26 protein-coding genes are annotated in these 23,245 nt (G+C 64.7%); 20 read left to right on the top strand and 6 right to left on the bottom strand.

Features of this window, described 5'->3' with window-relative positions; all coding sequences use genetic code 11:
* Window positions 1–17: 17 nt before the first annotated feature.
* Window positions 18–239 carry a hypothetical protein gene (locus tag HAP48_RS35925; protein ID WP_166204518.1) on the bottom strand — a complete coding sequence of 74 codons (222 nt, stop codon included), beginning with the start codon at window positions 237–239 and terminating at the stop codon, window positions 18–20.
* Between the two features lie 133 nt (window positions 240–372).
* On the opposite strand from HAP48_RS35925, the gene HAP48_RS50235 reads away from it, so the two are divergent.
* The 17 genes from HAP48_RS50235 to HAP48_RS35850 all read left to right on the top strand — a co-directional run bounded on the left by HAP48_RS50235 (window position 373) and on the right by HAP48_RS35850 (window position 16,470).
* Complete coding sequence (locus HAP48_RS50235) at window positions 373–495, top strand: hypothetical protein (protein ID WP_256372062.1); 123 nt, start codon at window positions 373–375, stop codon at window positions 493–495.
* 292 nt (window positions 496–787) lie between these two features.
* A complete protein-coding gene (locus HAP48_RS35920; protein WP_166204517.1) occupies window positions 788–2,293 on the top strand; it encodes a replicative DNA helicase in 1,506 nt (501 codons plus the stop codon).
* A 48-nt stretch (window positions 2,294–2,341) separates the two neighbouring features.
* On the top strand, window positions 2,342–3,673 hold the full coding sequence (gene alr, locus HAP48_RS35915) for an alanine racemase (protein WP_166204516.1): 1,332 nt from the start codon (window positions 2,342–2,344) through the stop codon (window positions 3,671–3,673).
* 30 nt (window positions 3,674–3,703) lie between these two features.
* Window positions 3,704–4,474, top strand: coding sequence for an exodeoxyribonuclease III (locus HAP48_RS35910; protein WP_166215475.1), 771 nt, complete (start codon window positions 3,704–3,706; stop codon window positions 4,472–4,474).
* A gap of 403 nt (window positions 4,475–4,877) precedes the next feature.
* Window positions 4,878–5,246, top strand: coding sequence for an outer membrane protein (locus tag HAP48_RS35905; protein WP_166204515.1), 369 nt, complete (start codon window positions 4,878–4,880; stop codon window positions 5,244–5,246).
* On the top strand, window positions 5,206–5,328 hold the full coding sequence (locus HAP48_RS50230) for a hypothetical protein (RefSeq protein WP_275948996.1): 123 nt from the start codon (window positions 5,206–5,208) through the stop codon (window positions 5,326–5,328). Before HAP48_RS35905 ends, HAP48_RS50230 begins: the two co-directional genes overlap by 41 nt.
* A gap of 130 nt (window positions 5,329–5,458) precedes the next feature.
* Window positions 5,459–6,184: a sulfite exporter TauE/SafE family protein gene (locus tag HAP48_RS35900; protein ID WP_166204514.1), complete on the top strand. Its 726-nt coding sequence runs from the start codon at window positions 5,459–5,461 to the stop codon at window positions 6,182–6,184.
* A 363-nt stretch (window positions 6,185–6,547) separates the two neighbouring features.
* Window positions 6,548–6,826, top strand: a complete 279-nt coding sequence (locus tag HAP48_RS35895; protein ID WP_224496750.1) for a hypothetical protein — start codon at window positions 6,548–6,550, stop codon at window positions 6,824–6,826.
* A gap of 159 nt (window positions 6,827–6,985) precedes the next feature.
* On the top strand, window positions 6,986–7,597 hold the full coding sequence (locus HAP48_RS35890) for a hypothetical protein (protein WP_166204512.1): 612 nt from the start codon (window positions 6,986–6,988) through the stop codon (window positions 7,595–7,597).
* 96 nt (window positions 7,598–7,693) lie between these two features.
* A complete protein-coding gene (gene radA / locus HAP48_RS35885; protein WP_166204511.1) occupies window positions 7,694–9,175 on the top strand; it encodes a DNA repair protein RadA in 1,482 nt (493 codons plus the stop codon).
* A gap of 188 nt (window positions 9,176–9,363) precedes the next feature.
* The gene (locus tag HAP48_RS35880; protein ID WP_029083542.1) at window positions 9,364–9,999 is read left to right on the top strand and encodes a CvpA family protein; all 636 of its coding nucleotides are present in this window, start codon (window positions 9,364–9,366) and stop codon (window positions 9,997–9,999) included.
* 34 nt (window positions 10,000–10,033) lie between these two features.
* Window positions 10,034–11,575: an amidophosphoribosyltransferase gene (purF, locus tag HAP48_RS35875; RefSeq protein WP_166215473.1), complete on the top strand. Its 1,542-nt coding sequence runs from the start codon at window positions 10,034–10,036 to the stop codon at window positions 11,573–11,575.
* Window positions 11,576–11,590: 15 nt separating this feature from the next.
* Window positions 11,591–11,734: a hypothetical protein gene (locus HAP48_RS35870; RefSeq protein ID WP_166204510.1), complete on the top strand. Its 144-nt coding sequence runs from the start codon at window positions 11,591–11,593 to the stop codon at window positions 11,732–11,734.
* Between the two features lie 89 nt (window positions 11,735–11,823).
* The gene (locus HAP48_RS35865; RefSeq protein ID WP_166204509.1) at window positions 11,824–12,564 is read left to right on the top strand and encodes an SDR family NAD(P)-dependent oxidoreductase; all 741 of its coding nucleotides are present in this window, start codon (window positions 11,824–11,826) and stop codon (window positions 12,562–12,564) included.
* A gap of 192 nt (window positions 12,565–12,756) precedes the next feature.
* Window positions 12,757–13,893: an NHL repeat-containing protein gene (locus tag HAP48_RS35860; protein ID WP_166204508.1), complete on the top strand. Its 1,137-nt coding sequence runs from the start codon at window positions 12,757–12,759 to the stop codon at window positions 13,891–13,893.
* Between the two features lie 71 nt (window positions 13,894–13,964).
* Window positions 13,965–15,095, top strand: coding sequence for an NHL repeat-containing protein (locus HAP48_RS35855; RefSeq protein ID WP_420869914.1), 1,131 nt, complete (start codon window positions 13,965–13,967; stop codon window positions 15,093–15,095).
* Window positions 15,096–15,243: 148 nt separating this feature from the next.
* On the top strand, window positions 15,244–16,470 hold the full coding sequence (locus HAP48_RS35850) for an ABC transporter substrate-binding protein (protein WP_166204507.1): 1,227 nt from the start codon (window positions 15,244–15,246) through the stop codon (window positions 16,468–16,470).
* 173 nt (window positions 16,471–16,643) lie between these two features.
* Here HAP48_RS35850 and HAP48_RS35845 read toward each other — a convergent pair whose 3' ends face one another.
* Both HAP48_RS35845 and HAP48_RS35840 read right to left on the bottom strand, forming a co-directional pair.
* Window positions 16,644–17,210, bottom strand: coding sequence for a DUF2147 domain-containing protein (locus tag HAP48_RS35845; RefSeq protein ID WP_166204506.1), 567 nt, complete (start codon window positions 17,208–17,210; stop codon window positions 16,644–16,646).
* On the bottom strand, window positions 17,207–17,926 hold the full coding sequence (locus HAP48_RS35840) for a DUF3313 domain-containing protein (RefSeq protein WP_166204505.1): 720 nt from the start codon (window positions 17,924–17,926) through the stop codon (window positions 17,207–17,209). The genes HAP48_RS35845 and HAP48_RS35840 overlap by 4 nt, the downstream gene beginning before the upstream one ends.
* 261 nt (window positions 17,927–18,187) lie before the next feature.
* On the opposite strand from HAP48_RS35840, the gene HAP48_RS35835 reads away from it, so the two are divergent.
* On the top strand, window positions 18,188–18,526 hold the full coding sequence (locus tag HAP48_RS35835) for a DUF1493 family protein (protein ID WP_166204504.1): 339 nt from the start codon (window positions 18,188–18,190) through the stop codon (window positions 18,524–18,526).
* On the opposite strand, the gene HAP48_RS35830 is transcribed toward HAP48_RS35835, so the two are convergent.
* Both HAP48_RS35830 and HAP48_RS35825 read right to left on the bottom strand, forming a co-directional pair.
* On the bottom strand, window positions 18,506–19,180 hold the full coding sequence (locus HAP48_RS35830) for a TetR/AcrR family transcriptional regulator (protein ID WP_166204503.1): 675 nt from the start codon (window positions 19,178–19,180) through the stop codon (window positions 18,506–18,508). The genes HAP48_RS35835 and HAP48_RS35830 overlap by 21 nt on opposite strands.
* Before the next feature lie 175 nt (window positions 19,181–19,355).
* Complete coding sequence (locus HAP48_RS35825; protein ID WP_166204502.1) at window positions 19,356–19,640, bottom strand: hypothetical protein; 285 nt, start codon at window positions 19,638–19,640, stop codon at window positions 19,356–19,358.
* A gap of 202 nt (window positions 19,641–19,842) precedes the next feature.
* On the opposite strand from HAP48_RS35825, the gene HAP48_RS35820 reads away from it, so the two are divergent.
* Window positions 19,843–20,226, top strand: coding sequence for a YybH family protein (locus tag HAP48_RS35820; RefSeq protein WP_166204501.1), 384 nt, complete (start codon window positions 19,843–19,845; stop codon window positions 20,224–20,226).
* A gap of 87 nt (window positions 20,227–20,313) precedes the next feature.
* Window positions 20,314–21,465, top strand: a complete 1,152-nt coding sequence (locus HAP48_RS35815; RefSeq protein WP_166204214.1) for an IS110 family RNA-guided transposase — start codon at window positions 20,314–20,316, stop codon at window positions 21,463–21,465.
* A gap of 475 nt (window positions 21,466–21,940) precedes the next feature.
* On the opposite strand, the gene HAP48_RS35810 is transcribed toward HAP48_RS35815, so the two are convergent.
* The gene (locus tag HAP48_RS35810) at window positions 21,941–23,197 is read right to left on the bottom strand and encodes a TCR/Tet family MFS transporter (protein ID WP_166204500.1); all 1,257 of its coding nucleotides are present in this window, start codon (window positions 23,195–23,197) and stop codon (window positions 21,941–21,943) included.
* Window positions 23,198–23,245 lie beyond the last annotated feature (48 nt).

The raw sequence follows: 23,245 nt of genomic DNA, 5'->3' as shown, positions 1-23,245 counted from the left end.
TGAAGGAACGCTATCTGCTAGTTGCGCAGGCTGTAGGCCGAGCCGCAATGGGCGAAGGTCGGGGCCGGACGCGCCAGATGGGCGGCAGCGGCCGCGATCAGACTGGCATCGCAGGGAACACTCCGGACCTCCGGACGCGCCGCCTGCTCCATGGCCTCGACAAGCGCCGCCAGCCAGCGGCGGTCCGTGCCACCTGCCCGGCCGATCTGGAATCGCGCTGTCTGAAACTCGTGAGCCATGGACCCCGTATCTTCCCTGAGCGAATACAACCCGGAATCCGCCGGGTCGTTCCCGCGATCCTGACGCAAAGAAAGTGCGCCAGGTGTGATCTGCTTCACAGAAGTCCGTTCCGGTCTGTCGTAGTGGTCCGGAATGACCCGAGAAACGCACCAGACGATGTTGGACCCGCAGCGCGACCTCGTGACCGACTACGCGCTGATCGCAACCGGCGTGGCGGCCGCCTTGATCGCACTGGCTTTCCTCATTCTGGTCTGAGGAACCGGGGCCAGCAGCGACTTCGCTTCGGATTGGGCGCGGCAGCCCGGCAAAAGGTTCAGGCCGCGTCGAATTTTTACCAACGACATCCCTGATCGGCCGCGCTCCCCCCCGGTTTCGGGCAAAACCCCGTCAAGCGGAATGCATCCGGCCGTGGCGGATTCACACATCGCGTTGTGTGAATCGTGCATAAGGCACATCCGTCCTTTCGCTTCGTGCCGGGCTGGCGCTTGATCGCCGCCCCGCATCCGAAAATCGCAGTAACGACGAAATCAGAAGAATAAGCTTGTCCATGGCCTTGATTGATTCGAACGTCCACAAGCTCGCGCCCGACGCCGCGTCCCCGACCTATCGGAGTGCGCCGCACAACATCGAAGCGGAACAGAGTCTTCTGGGCGCGATCCTGGTCAACAATGACGCGTTCTACCGCGTCTCCGACTTCCTGGAGCCGAAGCATTTCTTCGAGCCGCTGCATCAGACGATCTACGAGACCGCCAGTTCCCTGATCCGGATGGGCAAGGTCGCGACCCCCGTGACCCTGAAGACGTTCCTGCCGGCCGATACCGACATCGGCGGCATGACGATCAGCCAATACCTGGCGCGGCTCGCTGCCGAAGCGACCACCATCATCAACGCGCAGGATTACGGACGTACCGTCTATGATCTCAGCCTGCGTCGCGACCTGATCCGGATCGGCGAGGACATCGTCAACGTCGCGTTCGACGCGCCGGTCGACTTTGCCCCGCGCGCGCAGATCGAGGATGCCGAGCGGCAGCTCTACAGCCTCGCCGAAACCGGCCGCTACGATGGCGGCTTCCAGCGCTTCGCGCAGGCACTCACTGTCGCCGTCGACATGGCGGCGAAGGCGTTTCAGCGCGACGGCAAATTGTCCGGCATCTCGACCGGCCTGCGCGACCTCGACGCCAAGATGGGCGGCTTGCAATCCTCCGACCTCATCATCCTTGCCGGCCGTCCCGGCATGGGCAAGACATCGCTTGCCACCAACATCGCCTACAATGTCGCCAGGGCCTATGAGGGTGAGGTGCAGGCGGACGGTACCACCAAGGCGATCAACGGCGGCGCGGTCGGCTTCTTCTCCTGCGAAATGAGCGGCGAGCAGCTCGCCACCCGTATTCTCGCCGAACGCTCCGGCATCCCATCGAGCTCGATCCGCCGCGGCGGCATCTCCGAGCTCGATTTCGAGAAGATCCGCGACTGCTCGATCGAGTTGCAATCGCTGCCGTTCTACGTCGACGAAACCGGCGGCCTCTCGATCTCGCAGCTCACCGCGCGGGCGCGGCGGCTCAAGCGGCAGAAGGGTCTCGACCTGATCGTGATCGACTACATCCAGCTGTTGCAGGGCTCGGGCAAGAAGGGCAACGACAACCGCGTACAGGAAATCACCGAGATCACCACCAATTTGAAGGCGCTGGCCAAGGAGTTGAACGTCCCGATCATCGCGCTGTCGCAGCTGTCGCGTCAGGTCGAAAACCGCGAAGACAAGCGGCCGCAGCTCTCCGACCTGCGTGAGTCCGGTTCGATCGAGCAGGACGCCGACGTCGTGATCTTCGTGTATCGCGAGGAATATTACCTCGCCAACAAGGAGCCGCGCGCGGGTACGCCGGAATACGAGAAGTGGCAGATGGACATGGACCTCGCCCATGGCAAGGCCGAAGTCATCATCGGCAAGCAGCGCCACGGCCCGACCGGCACGGTCGACCTGCACTTCGAGGCCAGCGTGACTCGGTTCGGCGACCTCGCACCCGACGGCCAGGTTCCGGATCGCCCTTCTTACTAGTGGAGGGGCACAGTTGAACGCCGCTAGGGCCGCGCGTACAACTGCGCCATGAACATCGTGACCGACGCGAAATCGCAGCTGACGCCCGAAGCCAGTTTGCTGGCGACCCATCCGACCGCCAACGGTATCCTCACTGTCGACCTCGACGCCATCATCGCCAACTGGCGCAAGCTCGAAAAGACCGCAGTCCCGGCGGAATGTGCCGCGGTGGTCAAGGCCAACGCCTATGGCTGCGGCGCCGAGCAGGTTTCGCGGGCGCTGGCCAAGGCCGGCTGCAAGACCTTCTTCGTCGCCACCGTCGAGGAGGCCGCCGTGGTGCGCGCGGCCGTTCCCGAGGCCACGGTGTATTCGCTGGGCGGCTTCTTCCAGAACACCGGCGATGCTTACGCCAGGATCGATTGCAAGCCGGTGATCGGCGATCTCAACGAGCTCGCCGAATGGGACGTGTTCTGCCGCCGCTCCGGCTGGTCCGGCGGCGCCGCCATCCATATCGACACCGGCATGAACCGGCTCGGGCTCACCGTCAGCGAGGCCCAGGGCATCATCCCGCGGATCAATGCCGGCGACCACGGCATCACGCTGGTGATGAGCCACCTCGCCTCCGCCGAACTGCTCAACAGTCCCGCCAACGCCAGGCAGCTTGCGAGCTTCCGCGAAATCGCGAGCCTGTTCGCCGGCGTGCCGGCGTCGCTCGCCAACTCCTCCGGCGTGTTCCTCGGCGCCCCGTTCCAGTTCGAGATGGTGCGGCCGGGCTGCGCGCTCTATGGCGTCAACCCGACGCCGGAGGCCGACAACCCGATGCAGCCTGTGGTCGATCTCAAGGCACGCATCGTCCAGATCCGCAACATCGATCGTGGCGAGACCGTCGGCTATGGCGGCACCTGGACGGCACGCCGGCCGACCCGGCTTGCGATCGTCTCCGCCGGCTATGCCGACGGCTATTTCCGCGCCGCCAGCGCCAATGACGGCACCCGCGGCGCCGAGGTCGTGGTCGCCGGCAAGCGCTGCCCGATCGCCGGCCGCGTCTCGATGGACCTGATCGCGGTCGACGTCACCGACCTCGACAAGAATGCCGTGCGGCGCGGTCACATGGTGACGCTGATCGGCGAAGGCATCACGGTCGACGAAGTCGCGCATCATTTCGGCACCATCGGCTATGAGGTGCTGACCAGCCTCGGCCGCCGCTTCGTGCGCATCTACAAGGGCGGCGACGCCGTCGCCGCGCGAAGTGACGCCACAGCAGAGAAGAGCGAGCCAGCCGCCGCCGAGAAGAGCGAGACCGCTGCACCCGCCACGCCCGTGGCGCCTCCGGCCTTGCCGACAGCGGCACCAGCTGCGCCGCCACCGCTGCCCGCCGAACCAACCCCGCCATCCGCCTGACGCAATGAATCGTCGCGATTGCCGGTGCGCATGAAGATCGCGACCTTCAACATCAACAACATCAATCGCCGCCTGCCGAACCTGTTGCGCTGGCTGAAGTCGGCGAAGCCCGATGTCGTCAGCCTGCAGGAGCTCAAGGCGTCCGACGCCGAGTTTCCGGCTGCGGCGATCGAGAAGGCCGGCTACGGCGCGGTGTGGCAGGGACAGAAGACCTGGAACGGCGTTGCCATCCTCGCGCGCAAGGCCGAGCCGGTCTTGATCCGCACCGCCCTGCCCGGCGACGCCGGCGATCACGAGGCGCGCTATATCGAGGCCGCGGTGCGCGGCATCGTCGTGACCAGCCTCTATCTGCCGAACGGCAATCCGCAGCCCGGACCGAAATTCGATTACAAACTCGCCTGGTTCAAGCGGCTGCGCGCCCATGCCGCGAAGCTGCTCAAGCAGGATGTCCCGGTGGTGCTCGCCGGCGACTACAACGTGGCGCCTGATACTTTCGACATCTATCCGACCCGCTCCTGGGACAAGGACGCGCTGATCCAGCCGAAGAGCCGCGCCGCGTTCAAGGCGCTGGTCGATCAGGGCTGGTGCGATGCGATCCGCACGCTGCATCCGGATCGTCAGATGTTCACCTTCTGGGACTACAAGCGCAACCGCTGGCCGCGCGATGCCGGCCTCCGGCTCGATCATCTCCTGCTCAGCCCCCAAGTGGCGCCGCGGCTGTCGAAAGCCGGCATCGACCGCGACATCCGCGGCGAGGACGGCGCGAGCGATCATGCGCCGGCGTGGGTGGTGTTGAAGTGATGGATGGCGTGCTCTGCGTCCCACTCTCGCTGTCGTCCCTGCGAAAGCAACACGCGTCGCTATTCGCTCCCGTCATCCTGAGGTGGCCGCTTCTTCAGCGGCCCTCGAAGGATCGACGGCCACCAGCCGGGCCGTGCATCCTTCGAGGCTCGCTCCGCTTGCACCTCAGGATGACGGGATATGCGCTTGTCTTCTCGCGGCACGTTTCGCCCGAGCTTTGCATTTCGTTCCGCCCTCTCTTCACACAGAGGGCGCAGGGAAAGCCGGGTGCCGATTGCACCCATGGGTCCGGTGCAAAAAAAGCACCGGAGGTAGGACCACAGGTGTAACCGGAAACAACCCGGCTTTCCCTGCGCGATGGTTTTACGGCTTACTTCGTGCTCCCCGGCGAGACTGGGCTTGCTTGTCACCGCCCTCGCATAAGGGCAATTGGGCCGACCTCTCCGGCTCGAATCCGTCCGTCGTCCCGCTGTTCGCGGGCTTCGCCAACCGCTCGAAGATCGATGCCATCGGCCTGTTCACCGGGCAGATCGGCTATTCCTGGAATTCCTTCCTGCTGTACGCGAAGGGCGGCGCGGCCGTCGTGCGCGATCGCTACGAGAGCTTCATCACGCCGGCATTTGGACCCGGCGTGCCGGTCGGATTCATCGCCGATCGCAGCGACGAGACGCGCTGGGGCGGCGCTGGCGGTCGTATACGACCATCTGTTCATGGGCACCAACAATGTCCGCATGACCTACGATCCGGTTTTCATCGCCGCGCTCAACCATGACGAACGCATCCGCCAGGACGTCGACATGGTGACGGTGCGCGTCAACTACCGGTTCGGCGGCCCGGTCGTCGCGAAGTACTGACGCGCCTCACGATCGCATATTCGTGGTTCAGGAGCGCCCTTGCGCCGTCTCGAACCATCAGGTCACAGTGAGCTTCCGATCCCGAGACGCGCATCCAGCGCGGCTCGGAATCAGATCCCGGAGCGCGCAGGTGGGCTTCCTCTTCGTCCTCATCGTCGGCCTGGTCGCCGGCACCATTTCCGGCATCGTCGGCACCGGCTCGTCGATCATGCTGATGCCGGTGCTGGTCTATCAATACGGGCCGAAGCAGGCGGTGCCGATCATGGCGGTTGCCGCCGTGATAGCCAATCTGTCGCGCATCCTGGCCTGGTGGCGCGAGGTCGACTGGCGCGCCTGCGCGGCCTATTCGATCACCGGCATTCCGGCCGCAGCGCTCGGCGCGCGGACGCTGCTCGCTTTGCCCTCGCATGCGGTCGATATCGCGATCGGCGTGTTCCTGATCGCGATGGTGCCGGTGCGGCACTGGCTGGCGCGGCACGAGCTGAAGGCCAATCTCTGGCATCTCGCCATCGGCGGCGCCGTGATCGGCTATCTCACCGGCGTCGTGGTCTCGACCGGCCCGCTCAGCGTGCCGCTGTTCTTGTTTTACGGCCTCAGCAAGGGCGCGTTCCTCGCCACCGAAGCGGCCAGCTCGCTCGGGCTCTATGTCAGCAAGTCGGTGACGTTCGAGCGCTTCGGCGCGCTGACGCCTGATATCGCATTCAAGGGCCTGATTGCCGGGGCATCGCTGATGTCCGGTGCCTTCATCGCAAAACGCTTCGTGCTGCATCTCAAGCCCGACGCGTTTCGTCTGATCATGGACGGTATCATGCTGGCGGCGGGCGTGTCGCTGCTGTGGTCTGCAATCGCGTCGTAGGCTCGCGGGTATGTCGTAATTCTACGGGGGTTTTGCGCGTCGGAAGTTTGTGTACTCCGAAAGAGCCTAGTTGAGCGCTCACCTTCCGTTGTTATCCGGATTGCCGACATCCAGCCACTGCGTTTATGACAGCTTCATTACCTGCACTCGACCGATTGCGGACAAGAACTTTGCTCCAGCAGGCATCACGGGGTTGATCGACGACCCGGATGCGAATCCCGAGAGTCACATGGTGCGCAATCGAGCGCGCACCTCAGCACCTGATGTCGGCCTTACGGATTCGGGACCGCAAGTCGAAGCATTGGGAATAGCGGGTTGTCAGAACCCACGACTGGCGGGAAAGGCAGACGTGCGATGCGGAAGATGATGATCACAAGCGTGGCGGCCGTGACATTCGCTGTTGCCGGTGCGGCCTTCTGGCCGACAGCAAAGCCCGATGTCGAGCACTTCGGAGACAGCGTCTATGAGACGATCTGGGTCTGGCGAATTCCGGCCTACGCGAACAATCCGTCCTGGCGCGTTCGCTGGAGCTGGACCGATCCGCTGCGCGCGCACGCAAGATGCTGCCGGGCTTTGCCGACGGCTTCGGTGCCGCGCGAGAATTCGCCGCTGCTGCTGTCGGGACGAGATATCCGCGCTTGAACGCGGCCGTCGATCGGGCGGCCGCGCATTTGATTCAAATTCGCGCTGTAGTTGAACTTACTTTTTATCCTTAACCAGAAACCCGATCTTTAATTTACATCTGCAAGATGCGGTTTACCTTGTCTCCGCGAACACAGCGGATTCAGGGACAACAACAAGATGCGCCAGTTGAGCCTCACGCTGTCGTTGGCCTTCTTTCTTACAGCACAAGCCTTGAGCGTCGCCGCAGACGATACAAAACCGGGCCAACCGGGTTCGGCTGTCGCCGTCAATCGCGTCGCATGTTCCCTGCAACCAAAAGCTGAACCGTCCGATCCGTCATCGACCTCGGCTATTCCTCGCGCTGAAAAGTTCGTCGCACGGGAACATTTCAAGGAGGACATCGCGTCGAGCGCGTCGGTGAAAATCTCCTGGTTGGGTGCGACCTTCGCGCGCCGCTTCACCGACAAGGTCGAGGACGATACCGGCGGCGCATCGTTGCAAACCTATGTGCTGAGCGCCGCCGCAAGCGACAAGGAAATCCTCGCCAAACTCGGTCAAAGCCACGAGAGTAGACTGGCCGACGTCTGGTGCGCGTTGAAGCAGCAGCCCAACGGCAACGGCGGCCCTCTGGAGACCAACGCCAAGCCGAACGTGTTTTACGTCCGCGATATCGCGGGAGAGCTTGGTGCCGTCGACGTGCTCTGGGGAGGCGTCGGATGGGAGATCGGCGCAAGCCCGGTGGGAGACAAGCCGCGATGGTCGAGCGGAGCACGGATATTCTCTCGCTGAGCCCGTCGTCCGATCGGGCGCTCCGGCTTCGATGGATCGTGCGCGCCGGCCGAACCGTGCTATGCATCAAGCGCGATAGCGCGACTCACCTCACCCATGGCCAAATCGACCCTCTCCTTCGTCTGCCAGAACTGCGGCGCGGCGTATAATCGCTGGCAGGGCAAGTGCGATTCCTGCGGCGAGTGGAACACGCTGGCCGAGGAAGACACCACGGGCTCGGTGCCGGTCTCGATCCGCAGCAAGCGCAAGGGGCGGACGTTTGCGCTGGAATCGCTGTCCGGCAAGACCCAGGACGCGCCGCGGCTGTCGTCGGGCATGGCCGAGCTCGACCGCGTCACCGGCGGCGGCTTTGTCCGCGGCTCGGTACTGCTGGTCGGCGGCGATCCCGGCATCGGAAAATCCACGCTGCTGACCCAGGCCACCAGCATGATGGCGCGCGCCGGCCATCGCGCGGTCTATATCTCGGGCGAAGAGGCGGTGGCCCAGGTGCGGCTGCGGGCCGAGCGGCTCGGGCTCGCCGACGCGCCAGTGCAGCTGGCGTCGGAGACCTCGGTCGAGGACATCGTCTCGACGCTGTCGGAAGGCGCGGTGCCGCGTCTGATCGTGATCGATTCGATCCAGACCATGTGGACCGACACCGTCGAGTCCGCGCCCGGCACCGTGACCCAGGTCCGCGCCTCGGCGCAGGCCCTGATCAGGTTCGCCAAGAAGACCGGGGCAACGATCATCCTGGTCGGGCATGTGACAAAAGACGGCCAGATCGCCGGCCCCCGCGTGGTCGAGCACATGGTCGACGCGGTGCTGTCGTTCGAGGGCGAAGGCTCGCAGCAGTTCCGCATCCTGCGCTCGGCGAAGAACCGCTTTGGCGCGACCGACGAGATCGGCGTGTTCGAGATGACCGGGCTTGGGCTGCGCGAGGTCACCAACCCCTCGGAATTGTTCCTCTCGGAACGCGAGCTCGGCAGCCCCGGCACCGCTGTTTTCGCCGGCATCGAGGGCACCCGCCCGGTGCTGGTCGAATTGCAGGCGCTGGTGGCGCCGACCTCGCTCGGCACGCCGCGCCGCGCCGTGGTCGGCTGGGACCCGAGCCGACTGTCGATGGTGCTCGCGGTCCTGGAAGCGCATTGCGGGGTCAAATTGTCCGGACATGACGTCTATCTCAATGTCGCCGGCGGCCTGCGCATCCAGGAGCCGGCCGCGGACCTTGCCGCGGCGGCCGCGCTGGTGTCCTCGCTGGTGAACGCGCCGCTGCCGACGGACGCGGTCTATTTCGGCGAGATTTCGCTGTCGGGCGCGATCCGCCCGGTGGCGCAGACCCCGGCCCGGCTGAAGGAGGCGCTCAAGCTCGGCTTCGGCCGCGCCATCCTGCCCGAATCGGTCCGCGGTGAGAGCGGCGGCGATGCCGGACTTGTGCTGAACAGCGTCGGCAATCTGACCACGCTGGTCGCCGAAATTGCCGCACGCGGAACACCCCGAGGCGGCCGGAATCCGTCTTCGGGCGACCAAGACGGTTCTGGGCGCGCTGAATCGGCTGGGAAAAATGCCACACCGGCCCGATTCCGTCGCGACAACGGCTAAAGCGGGCGTGACGTCTCAGCCCCTCGCCGCTATACATCCGCCGCGCGGGACAGGTGGTGTTGCGGACTTGCCGGACGCCCCCGATGCGCCTCATTTAGGACGGCACCGACTTTGCCGATTCGCGAGAGCCATTAACAGCGTAAGCCCTTAACAGCGTACCGAAACGTACCAGCGGACCTGACCAGCCGATGCCCGTAACGATACTCGATCTTGTCCTGCTCGGCGTGATGCTGATCTCGGGCCTGCTGGCGATGGTGCGCGGCTTCATGCGCGAGATCCTGTCGATCGCGGCCTGGGGCGCCGCGGCGCTGGTCACGCTGTATGCTTTCTCGAAGCTGCTGCCGACCGCCAAAACTTACTTCAATAACGACACGGTCGCGGCCGTGGTGGTAGTGGCCGGCACCTTCATCGGCACGCTGATCGTGGTCTCGGTGATCACGGTGCGGATCTCGGACATGATCCTGGATTCCCGGATCGGCGCGCTCGACCGCACCCTCGGCTTCCTGTTCGGGCTCGCCCGCGGCCTCCTGATCGTGGTCGTGGCGTTCATGTTCTTCACCTGGCTGGTTCCGGACAAGCAGCGGCCCGACTGGGTCACCGGGGCGAAGTCCCGCGTGGTGCTGCAGGGAACCGGGGATTGGCTGATGACGCTCTTGCCTGACGACCCCGAGAACACCATCTTAAAGAAGTTCAAGAAGAATAAGCCAGACGACGATTCTGCGGCCGATACCAACGATCAGGCGACGCCGGCGTCGGGTGATGGCTATAGCAAACCTGCGCGTGACAGCTTGAAAAAGCTGATCGAGAAACCCGCGGGCCGATAAACTATTTGGGCCCTTACGAGAGGCGATGAACGAGATGCAGACCCCTTCGGATCAAGCCGACCAGATGGATCTCGACCTCGGCCCGATCGAACTGCAGGAACATCTCCGAGACGACCCTCTCAGATACCACCCAGATCTCGATGGCGACACGCTCCGCGAGGAATGCGGCGTGTTCGGCATCTTCGGCCATCCCGAAGCCGCCGCGATCACCGCGCTCGGCCTGCACGCCCTGCAGCACCGCGGCCAGGAGGCCGCCGGCATCGTCACCTTCGACGGCGGCCGCTTCCACAGTGAACGCCGCCTCGGCCTGGTCGGCGACGCCTTCTCCCGCCGCGAGGTGATCGAGCGCCTGCCCGGCAATGCCGCGGTCGGCCATGTCCGCTATTCCACCACGGGCGGCACCATCCTGCGCAACGTGCAGCCGCTGTTCGCCGAGCTCAGCGCCGGCGGCTTTGCGGTCGGCCACAACGGCAACCTCACCAACGGCCTGACCTTGCGCCGCGAGCTGGTCAAGGGCGGCGCGATGATGCAGTCGACCACCGACACCGAGGTGATCCTGCATCTGGTCGCGCAGTCGAAGCGCACCCGCTTCATCGACCGTTTCATCGAGGCGCTGCGCACCATCGAGGGCGCCTATGCGCTGGTCGCGCTGACCAACAAGAAGCTGGTCGGCGCGCGCGATCCGCTCGGCATCCGTCCGCTGGTGCTCGGCGATCTCGACGGCCATCCGATCCTGACCTCGGAGACCTGCGCGCTCGACATGATCGGCGCGAAATATGTCCGCGACGTCGAGCCCGGCGAGATCATCGTGTTCGACGAGCGAGGGGCGCACAGCCACAAGCCGTTCCCGCCGAAGCCGGCGCGGCCCTGCATCTTCGAATACATCTATTTCGCGCGGCCGGATTCCATCGTCGGCGGCCGCTCGGTCTACGACGTGCGCAAGGCGTTCGGCGCCCAGCTCGCGCGCGAGAGCCATCCCGAGGTCGACGTCGTGGTGCCGGTGCCTGACTCCGGCGTGCCCGCCGCGGTCGGCTACAGCCAGTATTCCGGCGTGCCGTTCGAGCTCGGCATCATCCGCAACCACTATGTCGGCCGCACCTTCATCCAGCCGACCCAGAGCGTGCGCGAGCTCGGCGTGCGCATGAAGCATTCGGCCAACCGCGCCGCGATCGAGGGCAAGCGCATCATCCTGATCGACGACTCGCTGGTGCGCGGCACCACCTCGAAGAAGATCGTGCGCATGATGCGCGACGCCGGCGCCCGCGAGGTGCATTTCCGCCTCGCCTCGCCGCCGATCCTCTATCCCGACTATTACGGCATCGACCTGCCGGACCGCGGCGGCCTGCTCGCCGCCACCCATTCGCTCGAGGAGATGCGCGACATCATCGGTGCTGACTCGCTCGCCTTCCTGTCGATCGACGGCATGTACCGCGCGATGGGCTATGAGGGGCGCGACCCGGCCAATCCGAGATTCGCCGACCATTGCTTCACCGGCGCCTATCCGACCCACCTGACCGACCAGAGCGAAACCGAGGCCCCGCCGCGCCAGCTCTCGCTGCTGGCCGAGGCGAGCTGACGCGGGAGCGCAGCGATGCAGCTGATCATTGGCATTTTCTGCGGCGTGCTTTTGGTCGGCTTCATCGTGTTCGCATTCCGGCAGGGCATGAAGGTGTCCCCCGACGGCTCGGGGAACGGAACGAGCAGCGACCACAACTCGTATCCGGGCGGTAGCTGAGACCGCAACAGCAAGGAATTCGTCGTGGCCGGGCTTGTCCCGGCCATTTCTGTCTGTAATACCCCCGGCAAAGATGCGGATAGACAGACATGACAAAACCCCTCGCCTCCCGAATTGCCCTCGTGACCGGCGCCTCGCGCGGCATCGGCTATGCGACGTCAGTCGCGCTGGCAAAGGCCGGCGCGCATGTCGTGGCGGTGGCGCGCACGCAAGGAGGGCTGGAAGAGCTCGACGACGCGATCCAGAAGGAAGGCGGCAGCGCCACGCTGGTGCCGCTCTCGCTCACCGATTACGACGGCATCGCGCGGCTCGGGCTCGCGTTGCATGAGCGCCACGGCAAGCTCGACATCCTGGTCGGCAATGCCGGCACCGCCGGTCCCTCCTCGCCGCTCGGCCATATCGAGCTGAAGCCGTGGAACGACGTGTTCGCGATCAACGTCACGGCGAACTTCCAACTGATCCGCTGCATGGACCCGCTGCTGCGCCAGTCCGACGCCGGCCGCGCGGTGTTCGTGACCTCGGGCGCCGCCCACAAGGCCAATGCCTATCTCGGCCCCTACGCAGCCTCGAAGGCGGCGCTGGACGCGCTGGTGCGTTCCTGGGCCAACGAGACCGCCAATACGGCATTGCGCGTCAATTTGTTCAGCCCCGGTCCGATCCGCACCCGGATGCGCGCGCAGGTGTTTCCCGGCGAAGACCCGATGACCTTGGATACGCCCGACATGGCCGCCGAATACATCGTGCCGATGTGCTCGCCCGCGTGGACCGAGACCGGCAAGCTCTACGACTACAAGGCGCGCACGCTGCGGAATTTTCAGCCGCCGGCTTAGTCCACCAATGAAGAACCGTAGCCCGGATGCAGCGAAGCGTAATCCGGGATAAGTCTCTCCGCCGAGAGGCTGCCCCGGATTTCGCTTCGCTGCATCCGGGCTACACACGGTTGGGCGATTGACTCGCCCCCATCCTCACGATTGACTGCCCTCCGTAGCGGGACGACCGCCAAAAAAATCTCGGGAGGCATCATGACGCCGACGTTCAATCGCGCGCGCTCCATTCTGTCCAGATTGTTTCTCTTCGCCGGCATCGCATCATCAGCCCTTTTCACTTCGCCCTCGCCCGCCAACGCCGGCGACGTCCCGACCTTTGCGGTCGACGCCTCCTGGCCCAAACAGCTTCCGAACAACTGGATCATCGGCCAGATCGGCGGCATCACCGTCGACTGGCAGGGGCACATCTGGGTCATCCATCGTCCGCGTTCGCTGACTGATGGCGAGAAGGCTTTGAGCCTCACGCCGCCGCGCGCGAAATGCTGCGTGGCGGCGCCGCCGGTGCTCGAATTCGACGTCGACGGCAATCTGCTGCGATCCTGGGGTGGCCCCGGCGACGGCTATCAATGGGTCGGCCGTGAGCACGGCATCGAGGTCGACGAGCGCGGCTTCGTCTGGATCGGCGGCAATGCCGACGACGACAGCGCGATCCTGAAGTTCACGCTCGACGGCAAATATCTCGGCCAGATCGGCAAGATCGGAGCCCGCACCAACAGCAACGACACCACCCAGCTCGGCCGGCCCGCCGAAATGGCGATCGACAAGGATGCCAACGAGCTCTACATCGCCGACGGCTATGGCAACCGCCGCGTCATCGTGTTCGACGCCACCACGCTGGCCTACAAGCGGCACTGGGGCGGCTATGGCAAGCTCCCCACCGACGACAAGCAGCCGCCCTACGATCCGAGCGCCGCGGTGCAGGAGCAGTTCGGCAATCCCGTGCATTGCATCAAGATCGCCAATGACGGGCTGGTCTATGTCTGCGACCGCAGCCAGGACCGCATCCAGGTCTTCCAGAAGAACGGCACCTTCGTCAGGGAATGGTTCTACGAGAAGAACACCCGTGGCGACGGCGCGGTGTTCGACCTCGCGCTGTGGCCCGATCCGAAGCAGACCTATCTGCTCAACGCCGACGGCGCCAATAACGAAATCCGCGTGCTCAAGCGCGACGACGGCACCGTGGTCGGCACGTTCGGACATAGCGGGCGCAATGCCGGCCAGTTCGCGCTGCTGCACGCCATGGCGGTCGATCAGAAGGGCAACGTCTACACCGGCGAGGTCGAGGGCAAGCGGATCCAGAAGTTCAAGCTGACCTCGGACGCGCTGAAGTGACGGCTCGCCGGACGGCGCATCGAGAGCGCCGTCCGGCCTCACACAACCCAACGAGAACAACCATGATGCCGATGCTTCCTCGCCTGAGCGCAACACTGTCCGCCTTCGCCATCTCCGCCTGTATCGCACCGTCGGCCCTGCTCGGCCTGCATGCGCCAGCGCAGGCCGGCGACATCCCGACCTTCACCGTGGATGCGTCATGGCCAAAGCCGCTGCCGAACAACTGGATCCTCGGCCAGGTCGGCGGCATTACGGTGGACTGGCAGGGCCATATCTGGATGATCCACCGGCCGCGCTCGCTGACCGACGACGAGAAAGGCGCCAGCCTCACTCCGCCGCGCTCGAAGTGCTGCATCTCGGCGCCGCCGGTGCTGGAGTTCGATGCCGACGGCAATCTGTTGCGCGCCTGGGGCGGCCCCGGCGACGGCTATGAATGGGTCGGCCGCGAGCACGGCATCGAGGTCGACGAGCGCGGTTTCGTCTGGATCGGCGGCAATGCCGACAACGACAATGCGATTTTGAAGTTCACGCTCGACGGCAAGTTCGTCTCGCAGATCGGCACGATCGCGCCGAGCAAGGGCAGTAACGACACCACCCAGCTCGGCAAGCCGGCCGAGACCGCCATCGACAAGGACGCCAACGAGATCTATGTCGCCGACGGTTACGGCAACCGCCGCGTCATCGTGTTCGACGCCACGAGCGGCGCCTACAAGCGGCACTGGGGCGCCTATGGCAACAAGCCCGATGACGCCAAGCAGCCTCCTTACGATCCGAAGGCGCCAGTCGCGCAGCAATTCGCCAATCCCGTGCACTGCGTGAAGATCGCCAATGACGGATTGGTCTATGTCTGCGACCGCATCAACAACCGCATCCAGGTGTTTCGGAAGGACGGCAGCTTCGTGAAGGAGTTCTTCTTCGAGAAAAACACGCTCGGCAATGGCGCGGTCTGGGACATCGCGCTGTGGCCCGATCCCAAACAAACCTATCTGCTCAGCGCCGACGGTGAGAACAACGAGATCCGCATCGTCAGACGCGACGACGGCACCGTGGCCGGCAGCTTCGGCCGCAACGGCCGCAATGCGGGGCAATTCCACTGGGTGCATGCGCTCGCGGTCGACGCCAAGCGTAACGTCTATACCGCCGAGGTCGACACCGGGAAGCGTATCCAGAAGTTCAAGCTGACCTCGGACGCGCTGAAGTGAGGATTACAGCTGGATGACGCTTCCCCGCGCTTCATTCGGCTTTATGCGGATTGCCGCTTCGCCTCGGACAGGGTAAGCGGAAACTCGAACGACCGGCACAAGGCTCCACAAGAGGGCCATCCGGAAAATGACAATGGAGGGAATTCTCATGACGACGACGCTCGTGCGGCGCCACGCCGTGCTTCTCGCTTGCGCTGCACTCTGCCTTGCAACGCCTGCCTTTGCCCAGGACAAGAACGTCAAGATCGGCGTGCTGAACGACATGTCGGGCCTCTATGCCGACATCGGCGGCCCGAACTCGGTGGCCGCGGCCAACATGGCGGTGGAAGATTCCGGCCTGCGTGCCAAGGGCTGGAAGATCGACGTGGTCAGCGGCGACCATCAGAACAAGCCCGACGTCGGCGTCAACATCGCGCGCCAATGGATCGACAACGAGAAGGTCGACATCATCACCGACACGCCGAACTCCGGCGTCGCGCTGGCGGTGAGCAACCTCGCCAAGGAGAAGAACTCGATCGTGCTCAATTCGGGCGCGGCGACCGCCGATCTCACCGGCAAGGCCTGCAACGCCAACACGATCTCCTACACGTTCGACACCTACATGCTCGCCCACGGCACCGGCAAGGCGCTGACCAAGGCGGGCGGCGACACCTGGTTCTTCCTCACCGCCGATTATGCGTTCGGCCATGCGCTGGAGCGCGACACTACGGCGGTCGTCACCGCCAGCGGCGGCAAGGTGCTCGGCGGCGTCAAGCATCCGCTCAACACCGCTGACTTCTCCTCCTTCCTGCTGCAGGCGCAGGCCTCCAAGGCCAAGGTCATCGGCCTCGCCAATGCCGGCGGCGACACCACCAACTCGATCAAGCAGGCCTCTGAATTCGGCATCACCGCGGGCGGGCAGAAGCTTGCGGCGCTGTTGCTGTTCGTCAACGACGTGCACGCGCTCGGCTTGAAGATTGCCCAGGGCCTCACCTTCACCGAGTCGTTCTACTGGGACATGAACGACCAGACCCGCGCCTGGTCGAAGCGCTTCCAGAAGGTCTCGCCGAAGAATGCGATGCCGTCGATGACGGTCGCCGGCGTCTATGCCGGCGTGCTGCATTACCTGAAGGCGCTGGACGCGATGGGCGGCAATCCGCATGACGGCGCCAAGGTCGTCGCCAAGATGAAGGAGATACCGACCGACGATCCGCTGTTCGGCAAGGGCCCGCTGCGGATCGACGGCCGCCGCATCATTCCGGCCTACCTGTTCGAGGTGAAAAAGCCGGAAGAGTCGAAATATCCGTGGGACTATTACAAGCTGATCGCCACCATCTCGCCGGATGACGCCGCCAAGCCGCTCGAGGCCAGCGAGTGTCCGCTGGTGAAGAAGTGACCGCGTAGCGGTCATTCCGGGGCGCGCAACGCGCGAACCTCAGGTGCGCAATTGCGCACCGGGGAATCTCGAGATTCCGGGTCTGGTGCTTACGCACCATCCCGGAATGACTCGCTCCTTCTCAGTGAGCGAGCAGCCGTAGCTGCGTAGCTAACCCACCCTACTCCACCTCTTCACTTCGCGGCCGCCTTCTTCGCCTGCGCCGGCAACGACGCCCATTCCCTGTCGGCGCGCGGGCCGCCGGGATCGCCGGTCAGACCGACGAGCTGTCCAGCCTGCACGTCGAGCGTCTGGGTCCAGGTCTGGGTCTGGCACAGCAGCTTGAGCAGGCAGCCCTTCAGCTTCAGCCGGTCGGAGGCGTCGCGCCACAGCGAGACCGAATAGGACTTGCCGTCCTCGGCATTGTAGATGTCGCCGTCGAACCGGCCCTCCGGCGTGACCTTCAATCCGAGGATCAGCTGATGGCCGAGCAGCGCGCGCGTTCGCTTGTCGGGATCGGGATTGAAGCTGTCGCGGAACGGCTGGCCGCGTGGATCCACCGGATCCTTCATCCACACGATGAAGCCGCAGATGCGGTCACGCGCGGTGCCGCAGCGCTCGAGGCGGATGCGGGCGCGCCCGTCCTCGGTCAACCAGGTGCCGCCGGGATCGACCGGAGCAATCGTCTCGGCGCGGCCAGTCGAGCTCATCAGCAAGGCGGCGACGAGGCTGCGCAGAAACATGCGAACCAGAAAGTTCATGGCAGAGGACCTTTCATTGCCGGGATGGTCTTAAGGACGCGCGACGCGCGCCTCACTTGAGTTTGCGCCATGAAGGCATCGGCGCCCTTGTCGATGCCGGCGGTGGCGGCGGCGAGATCGCCGACGCTGGCCTTGATGTCGTAGGCGTTGGGATATTGCTTGCTGACGTAGGCGCCGAGCAGCCGCGAGGTCGAGCTGTCGAACATCTCGACGGCATAAATCACCGAGCCCGTCATGGTGCCCTCGCCGTCGCGCGCCGCCTGCACGCCGTTGTAGACAGCGCCGGCCAGATCGAAGCGCGACAGCGTGCCGAGCACCGGCGTGTTGGCGACTGCGCCGGTCAGTGTCAGCCGCAGCCGAAACGTGTTCGGCCCGCGCGTGTTCACCAGCGTGAAGCGGCCGCGCAATTTGTCGGCGAAGCGAGTCTGCATGTAGGCGGCGAGCGTTTCCTTGTCCTTCTCGGACATGTCGCCGAACTGATGATCCGCGCCGCGATAGATCACGACCGGATCGAGCATCACCTTGTTGTAGCTCCGCCACTCGACCGGCGGCGCATAGCGATACGGCACACGGCCGGAAGAATCCGACGTGTCGGGCGTCATGTAGGCCGACGAGGCCACCTCCGAATAAGCCACCGGCGTGACGGCGGCACATCCTGTTGCGAGGACGCAAAGCGCCACCGCTCCCAGACCGCGCGCGGCGATCGAGCTCTCCATTCCAGTCTCCTCATCCGACCTGCGGAAAAAAAGCAGCTCGGCCGCAGCCGCGTCCGGGGCTGAAAGTGCGGCTGCGGCCGCCACTGCCGACCTGGCTCGCCGTCCGGGCGCCGCCAGATCTAGCCTCAGTGCGACAAACTATAAAACCGACCAGTTGGTTTGTAAAGCTGCAATCGCGAGAAACCCATGAGAAAAATGCGGCGGTCGAAAGTTCGGAAAATTCGGTACTGTCCTAGCTAGGAAGTCCTGCCTTGGACGCCGATGGAACGGCAGCAACTATTCAATGAAGTTCTAGAGAAGTTGTCGCGCTGGGGCATTACGCAGCGCTATCGCTTGCCCATTACCGCGGAAACGGAAGTCTTTCACGATCTCCGTATTTACGGGGACGATCTATTTGAGCTTGTAATATGGCTGCATAAGCGATTTGGAGTCGCGACCAACCTCGACCTTGGCCGATATGCTCCACCGGAAACGCCTTTCCCATTCCTGCGGCTCAATGCGCTGATCGCACGCCGACAGTACGATAGCCTGACGTTGCGCGACGTGATGGCGGCAATTCAAGCGAAGAGCTGGTTTCCTTCAGCGGGGCTTGCGGACTGAGACCGACTTTGCAGCGCGTGCGCCAGCAGTTCGCGGCGATGCGGCACGCGCCGCTGCGGTCCCGGCTGGCTTTGCAGCCTCGGTCGTACCCTGCTCGATCGGAGCCCACTTGCTGTCGTCGAGCAATCGTTCGAACAGGCGATCACGCTCGGCATCGCTCAGCGATGACAGGCCGAACAATGAACTCAGCAGCAGCCCCCTCGCCGCCGCCCAGCGCAGCAGCGCGAGATCGGGGTCGCGCGCCTCGGCCTTCATTAGCGCGATCTTCTTGACGTCGACATCGCGCGGCATCGCCATCAATTCGGGATTCTCGTTCATCGCCGCCAGCAGCGCGAACGCGCCGGCCCGCGGCGTTGAGATCGCCTCCCGCAGCGTGGCGATCTGCGCCGCGAGTTCGGGCTGGTCCGTGGTCTCGCGCGCCTTTTCGATGTAGCGCTTCGAGAACTCCTCGAAATGCGCCATCTGCTGCTCGAGCAACGCGCGCAGCACCGCTTCCTTGGTGCGGAACTGATGCATCACGCCGCCCTTGCTGAGCCCGCTCTCGCGCGCGATCGCGTCCAGCGTCAGGCGGCCCGGGCCATCGCGCGTCACGATGGTGATCGCAGCCTCGAGTGCGGCGTTGCGGGAGCGTTCCGAGCGAGAAGGATTATCCATGGGGTTACTTACTCAGGAAGGAGTCGCTTGAGCGCACAGTATCTCAGCGGCCTCGGTCAATCTCAAGCGCTGCATCTGATTCTGCCAGGCAGCGCGAACGACGTACCCGAAATGCCTGCGTCGGCCTCGGGTGGCGCATCATGCGAACGAATCGATCATCGAGCTATCTGATCGCTCACGCGCACGCGCGTACGGTACCGCGAACCGTCTGCAGCAAGCGGCGGCGCAGGCCGTGAAGGAAACCGTGCGCCATTCGGCCAATGACCTTCTCTCCCCGGCCCCGCCGGCGGGCGATCGATTCCGCATCGGCATAACTGGCGGCGACGATCGTGCCGTGCCTGTTCCCCTCGAGCTTCAGGTCGTCGGTGAGATAGACGAGGCCGCGCGACGTCAGCAGCGCCGCCTGCGCGTCGCTGAAGCGGCTCAATTCATCGCAGATATCAACAGCCTCGTCGTTCACCCTGCTCTCCTGCCGGCGCGGCTCCGGGCGAGGCGCGCGTCTTTGATCCAGTGCCACCTTCTTTACAAACCAACCGGATGGTTTGTAAATGGGCAAAATAGCGCAGTCCGCCAGATTCGGCCGATTGGGCGCATCGGCTTGTCGGATAGCTGCCCTCGCATTCGTCCTCGAAGCATCGATCAGCCAGCACTTGGAGCGAGCGATGTCACAAAGCCAGACAACCGAAATCAGGGCAATCATCGAATCCTGGGCGGACGCCGTCCGCAGGCACGACTATCCGAGCGTTCTCGCCCATCACGATCAGGACATCGTGATGTTCGACGTTCCCCCACCGTTGCAGTCGCGCGGATTGGATGAGTACCGGAAGACGTGGGATCTGTTCTTCAAATACAACCGCCCCTCCTACGCGTTCGATATCGAGGAGATCGCGATCACGGCCGGCGCTGACGTAGCCTTCGCGGTCGCAGTGATGCGGTGTGGCGCGCCGCAGAGCACCTTCCAGTTCAGGCTGACGATCGGATTGCGCAAGGTCGACGGCAGCTGGCGCATCACGCATGAGCACCATTCGGTGCCGGCGACCGACTAGAATGTAGAATTGTAGATTCCATGGGGCGGTGAGCGTGGCCTTTCCGATAGGTTTGGGTTTCCACACTCGAACCATCGGAGAAGTCAGATGCAAGCATTGACCACAGGCACGCCCACCGCCGACCATTGTGGCACAATTTTCGTTGCGGTCGAACTGAGTCAGAAGACGTGGCTTGTGACGTTGCACAGCCCGGACCGGGATCGGATTTCGCGCCACAAGCTGGAAGGGGGCGATCACACCGAACTACTGGCGTTGATCGAGCGGATCCGCGCCAAGGTGGCGGAGAAGTTCGGGTCGGCGCCCGGTGTGGTGAGCTGCTATGAAGCCGGCTATGACGGCTTTTGGCTGCACCGGCTATTGGAAGCAGCCGGGGTTACGAACTTTGTATTCGATCCGGCAAGCATTGCGGTGGAGCAGCGCGCGCGGCGGGCGAAGACGGATCGGATCGACGGCGAGCTTCTGTTGCGCACCCTGATGGCCTATCTGCGGGGCGAGCCGCGGGTGGTCCGGATCGTTCGCGTGCCGCGGGTGGAAGCGGAGGACGCCCGGCGCGCCAGCCGCGAACGCGACCGGCTGGTCACCGAGCAGACCGCCCACACCAACCGGATCAAGGCGCTGCTGCGCCTTCTGGGGATGGCGGTCGGCAACCCACGCCGACGGGACTGGCTTGCCTGGCTCGAGCGGCAGCGCGACTGGCAGGGCGAGCCGCTGCCGCCGCATCTTCTGGCCGAGATCAAGCGCGAGCACGCGCGGCTGATGCTGGTGCGTGAGCAGCTCGCGGCGCTGGAGCAGGCCCAGGCTGCGGACGCTTCTCCGGCCGTTACCACGCCGATGGTCGAGCGGCGGGATCAATTGCAGCGGCTCAAGGCGCTCGGCCCGGCCTTCACCGCAACGCTGGTGAATGAGCTGTTCTACAAGGACTTCCGCAATCGGCGCGAGGTCGCCAGCTATTGCGGATTGACGCCCAGTCCCTGGAAGAGCGGCGGCATCGATCGCGAGCAGGGCATCAGCAAGGCCGGCAATCGGCGCGCCCGACACAAGGCGATCGAACTGGCCTGGCTGTGGCTCCGCCACCAGGGCGACAGCGCGCTCAGCCGCTGGTTCCGTGCCCGCACCGCCGACGCCGGCAAGCGCGCCAAACGCATCGCCATCGTCGCCCTGGCGCGCAAGCTGATCGTGGCGCTGTGGCGTTACCTCACCACCGGCCTCGTTCCCGAGCTGGCAACCATGAAGGCGTAGAACAAACCACACCACCACGCACCGCGGCTTCGCCGCGCTCCGTGCAGGATGGATGATGACCGTGCCACCCTAGGGCTTCAACCGCCGTTTCGTAGATGGGTCTCATCCGCGCCAGGCTTCCTCGCCGCAAGCATGCGGAAGGTGGGTACGGACATTGGTCCGACCGGATATGAGGTGATGCAGTGAGCTGCAGAAATCTTCGGAAGCCAATCCTCGCCTCGGACCAGGTCGTCGCGCTGCGCTACGCATGGCTCCGCGCGCCGCCCTCTTGCCGTCAAACCCCAACCCTGACTTCTCGAAGAAGCTTGATTTACAAATCCCCATATGAGGGTGGGTGAGCCAACAGGTCCGCCCGCAGGGCGGCCCGATGACAGGCTCGGCGTAGCCCACCAACTTCGTGCGGCGAAGAAGATGGTGCGTTACGCCTTCCGCCTTCGCTCGTTGCGCTACAGCGGACGTAGTCGGCTAACCCACCCTACGCAGTTGTCTTCGCCGCCGTCGCGCGCCACGCAATCGCGAGCGCGAGCAGCAATAGCGTGCCCGCCAGATAGAACGGCGCGCCGGGCAACCTCACGGGCGCACTGTCGCCGATGAAATACGCAAACGTCAGCGTGAACAGGAACGGGCCGATCAGCTGCGAGACGCTCTGCACGCTTGATGTCGCGCCCTGCAGCTGGCCCTGCTGGTCTGCCGCAACGAGCCGCGTGGTCAGCGCTTGCGTCGCGGCGCCCGCGACGCCCCACAGCGCCATCACGGGAATGCCGATCCAGAATTCCGGCCCGGTCGGCGCCGCACCGAAGATAAAGAAGCCGGCCGCCCCAAAGCCGAGCCCGAGGAACAGCGTGTTGCGCTCGCCGAAACGCTTGACGATTGGGCCGATCGCCGCGCCCTGCACGATCATGGCGCAGACGCCGACCAGCGCCAGCGTCGCGCCGACGGTGCCGGTGCTCCAGCCATAGCGATAGGTCGCGTAGAGCACGAACACCGAGGGCAGCACGACATGGGCAAGCTGGGCGAAGAAATTCGCCAGCGACAGCCCGGCGAGCACCCGGCTCGAGCGCAACAGATGCAATGCGCCGACAGGATTGGCGCTCCGCCAGCGGAACGGCGAGCGGCGCCCGGCGGGCAGCGACTCCGGCAGGATCAGCAGGCCGTAGAGGCCGTTGGCGAAGCTTAAGGCCGCTGCGACCCAGAACGGCAGCCGCGGATCGAATTGGCCGAGCAAACCGCCGAGCGCCGGCCCGAGGATGAATCCCGCGCCGAACGCGACGCCGATCTTGCCGAACACGGCGGCGCGCTGCTCGGGCGCGGTGACGTCGGTGATATAGGCGAACGCGGTCGAGATGCTCGCCGAGGTGATGCCCGAGATCATCCGGCCGATGAACAGCCAGCTCAGCGTCGGCGCCAGCGCCATCACCACATAATCGGCGGCAAGCCCGAAGTTCGACAACAACACCACGGGCCGGCGACCGAAGCGATCGGACAGCGCCCCCAGGATCGGCGAGCAGAAAAACTGCATCAACGCCCAGATCGTACCGAACAGCCCGAAGATGCGCGCGGCGTTCGCGGTGTCGTTGTTGACGAAACTCTCGATCAGTTTCGGCAGGATCGGAATGACCACACCGAGCGCGAGCGTGTCGAGCAGGATGGTGACGAAGATGAAGATGACGGCGGCACCGCGCGCCTGCGGCGCGTCCGCTGCGTCTTTCTCGTTTTGACGCGTTTTCTTCACGCGAACCGGTACCCACGTCGCTCGAAAACGCTATGCGCCACCTCGCCG

It is taken from the genome of Bradyrhizobium septentrionale, from assembly GCF_011516645.4.
Taxonomy (GTDB): Bacteria; Pseudomonadota; Alphaproteobacteria; order Rhizobiales; family Xanthobacteraceae; genus Bradyrhizobium; species Bradyrhizobium septentrionale.
The sequence above is the reverse complement of the archived record's forward strand: the minus strand, read 5'-3'. Positions and strand labels throughout refer to the sequence as shown.

Excerpts from the sequence above, each read along its gene's own strand:
- HAP48_RS35925 (WP_166204518.1), bottom strand. The coding sequence starts at position 239 with ATGGCTCACGAGTTTCAGACAGCGCGATTCCAGATCGGCCGGGCAGGT.
- HAP48_RS50235 (WP_256372062.1), top strand. The coding sequence starts at position 373 with ATGACCCGAGAAACGCACCAGACGATGTTGGACCCGCAGCGCGACCTC.
- HAP48_RS35920 (WP_166204517.1), top strand. The coding sequence starts at position 788 with ATGGCCTTGATTGATTCGAACGTCCACAAGCTCGCGCCCGACGCCGCG.
- alr (WP_166204516.1), top strand. The coding sequence starts at position 2,342 with ATGAACATCGTGACCGACGCGAAATCGCAGCTGACGCCCGAAGCCAGT.
- HAP48_RS35910 (WP_166215475.1), top strand. The coding sequence starts at position 3,704 with ATGAAGATCGCGACCTTCAACATCAACAACATCAATCGCCGCCTGCCG.
- HAP48_RS50230 (WP_275948996.1), top strand. The coding sequence starts at position 5,206 with ATGACCTACGATCCGGTTTTCATCGCCGCGCTCAACCATGACGAACGC.
- HAP48_RS35895 (WP_224496750.1), top strand. The coding sequence starts at position 6,548 with ATGATGATCACAAGCGTGGCGGCCGTGACATTCGCTGTTGCCGGTGCG.
- HAP48_RS35890 (WP_166204512.1), top strand. The coding sequence starts at position 6,986 with ATGCGCCAGTTGAGCCTCACGCTGTCGTTGGCCTTCTTTCTTACAGCA.
- radA (WP_166204511.1), top strand. The coding sequence starts at position 7,694 with ATGGCCAAATCGACCCTCTCCTTCGTCTGCCAGAACTGCGGCGCGGCG.
- HAP48_RS35880 (WP_029083542.1), top strand. The coding sequence starts at position 9,364 with ATGCCCGTAACGATACTCGATCTTGTCCTGCTCGGCGTGATGCTGATC.
- purF (WP_166215473.1), top strand. The coding sequence starts at position 10,034 with ATGCAGACCCCTTCGGATCAAGCCGACCAGATGGATCTCGACCTCGGC.
- HAP48_RS35870 (WP_166204510.1), top strand. The coding sequence starts at position 11,591 with ATGCAGCTGATCATTGGCATTTTCTGCGGCGTGCTTTTGGTCGGCTTC.
- HAP48_RS35865 (WP_166204509.1), top strand. The coding sequence starts at position 11,824 with ATGACAAAACCCCTCGCCTCCCGAATTGCCCTCGTGACCGGCGCCTCG.
- HAP48_RS35860 (WP_166204508.1), top strand. The coding sequence starts at position 12,757 with ATGACGCCGACGTTCAATCGCGCGCGCTCCATTCTGTCCAGATTGTTT.
- HAP48_RS35855 (WP_420869914.1), top strand. The coding sequence starts at position 13,965 with ATGCTTCCTCGCCTGAGCGCAACACTGTCCGCCTTCGCCATCTCCGCC.
- HAP48_RS35850 (WP_166204507.1), top strand. The coding sequence starts at position 15,244 with ATGACGACGACGCTCGTGCGGCGCCACGCCGTGCTTCTCGCTTGCGCT.
- HAP48_RS35845 (WP_166204506.1), bottom strand. The coding sequence starts at position 17,210 with ATGAACTTTCTGGTTCGCATGTTTCTGCGCAGCCTCGTCGCCGCCTTG.
- HAP48_RS35840 (WP_166204505.1), bottom strand. The coding sequence starts at position 17,926 with ATGGAGAGCTCGATCGCCGCGCGCGGTCTGGGAGCGGTGGCGCTTTGC.
- HAP48_RS35835 (WP_166204504.1), top strand. The coding sequence starts at position 18,188 with ATGGAACGGCAGCAACTATTCAATGAAGTTCTAGAGAAGTTGTCGCGC.
- HAP48_RS35830 (WP_166204503.1), bottom strand. The coding sequence starts at position 19,180 with ATGGATAATCCTTCTCGCTCGGAACGCTCCCGCAACGCCGCACTCGAG.
- HAP48_RS35820 (WP_166204501.1), top strand. The coding sequence starts at position 19,843 with ATGTCACAAAGCCAGACAACCGAAATCAGGGCAATCATCGAATCCTGG.
- HAP48_RS35815 (WP_166204214.1), top strand. The coding sequence starts at position 20,314 with ATGCAAGCATTGACCACAGGCACGCCCACCGCCGACCATTGTGGCACA.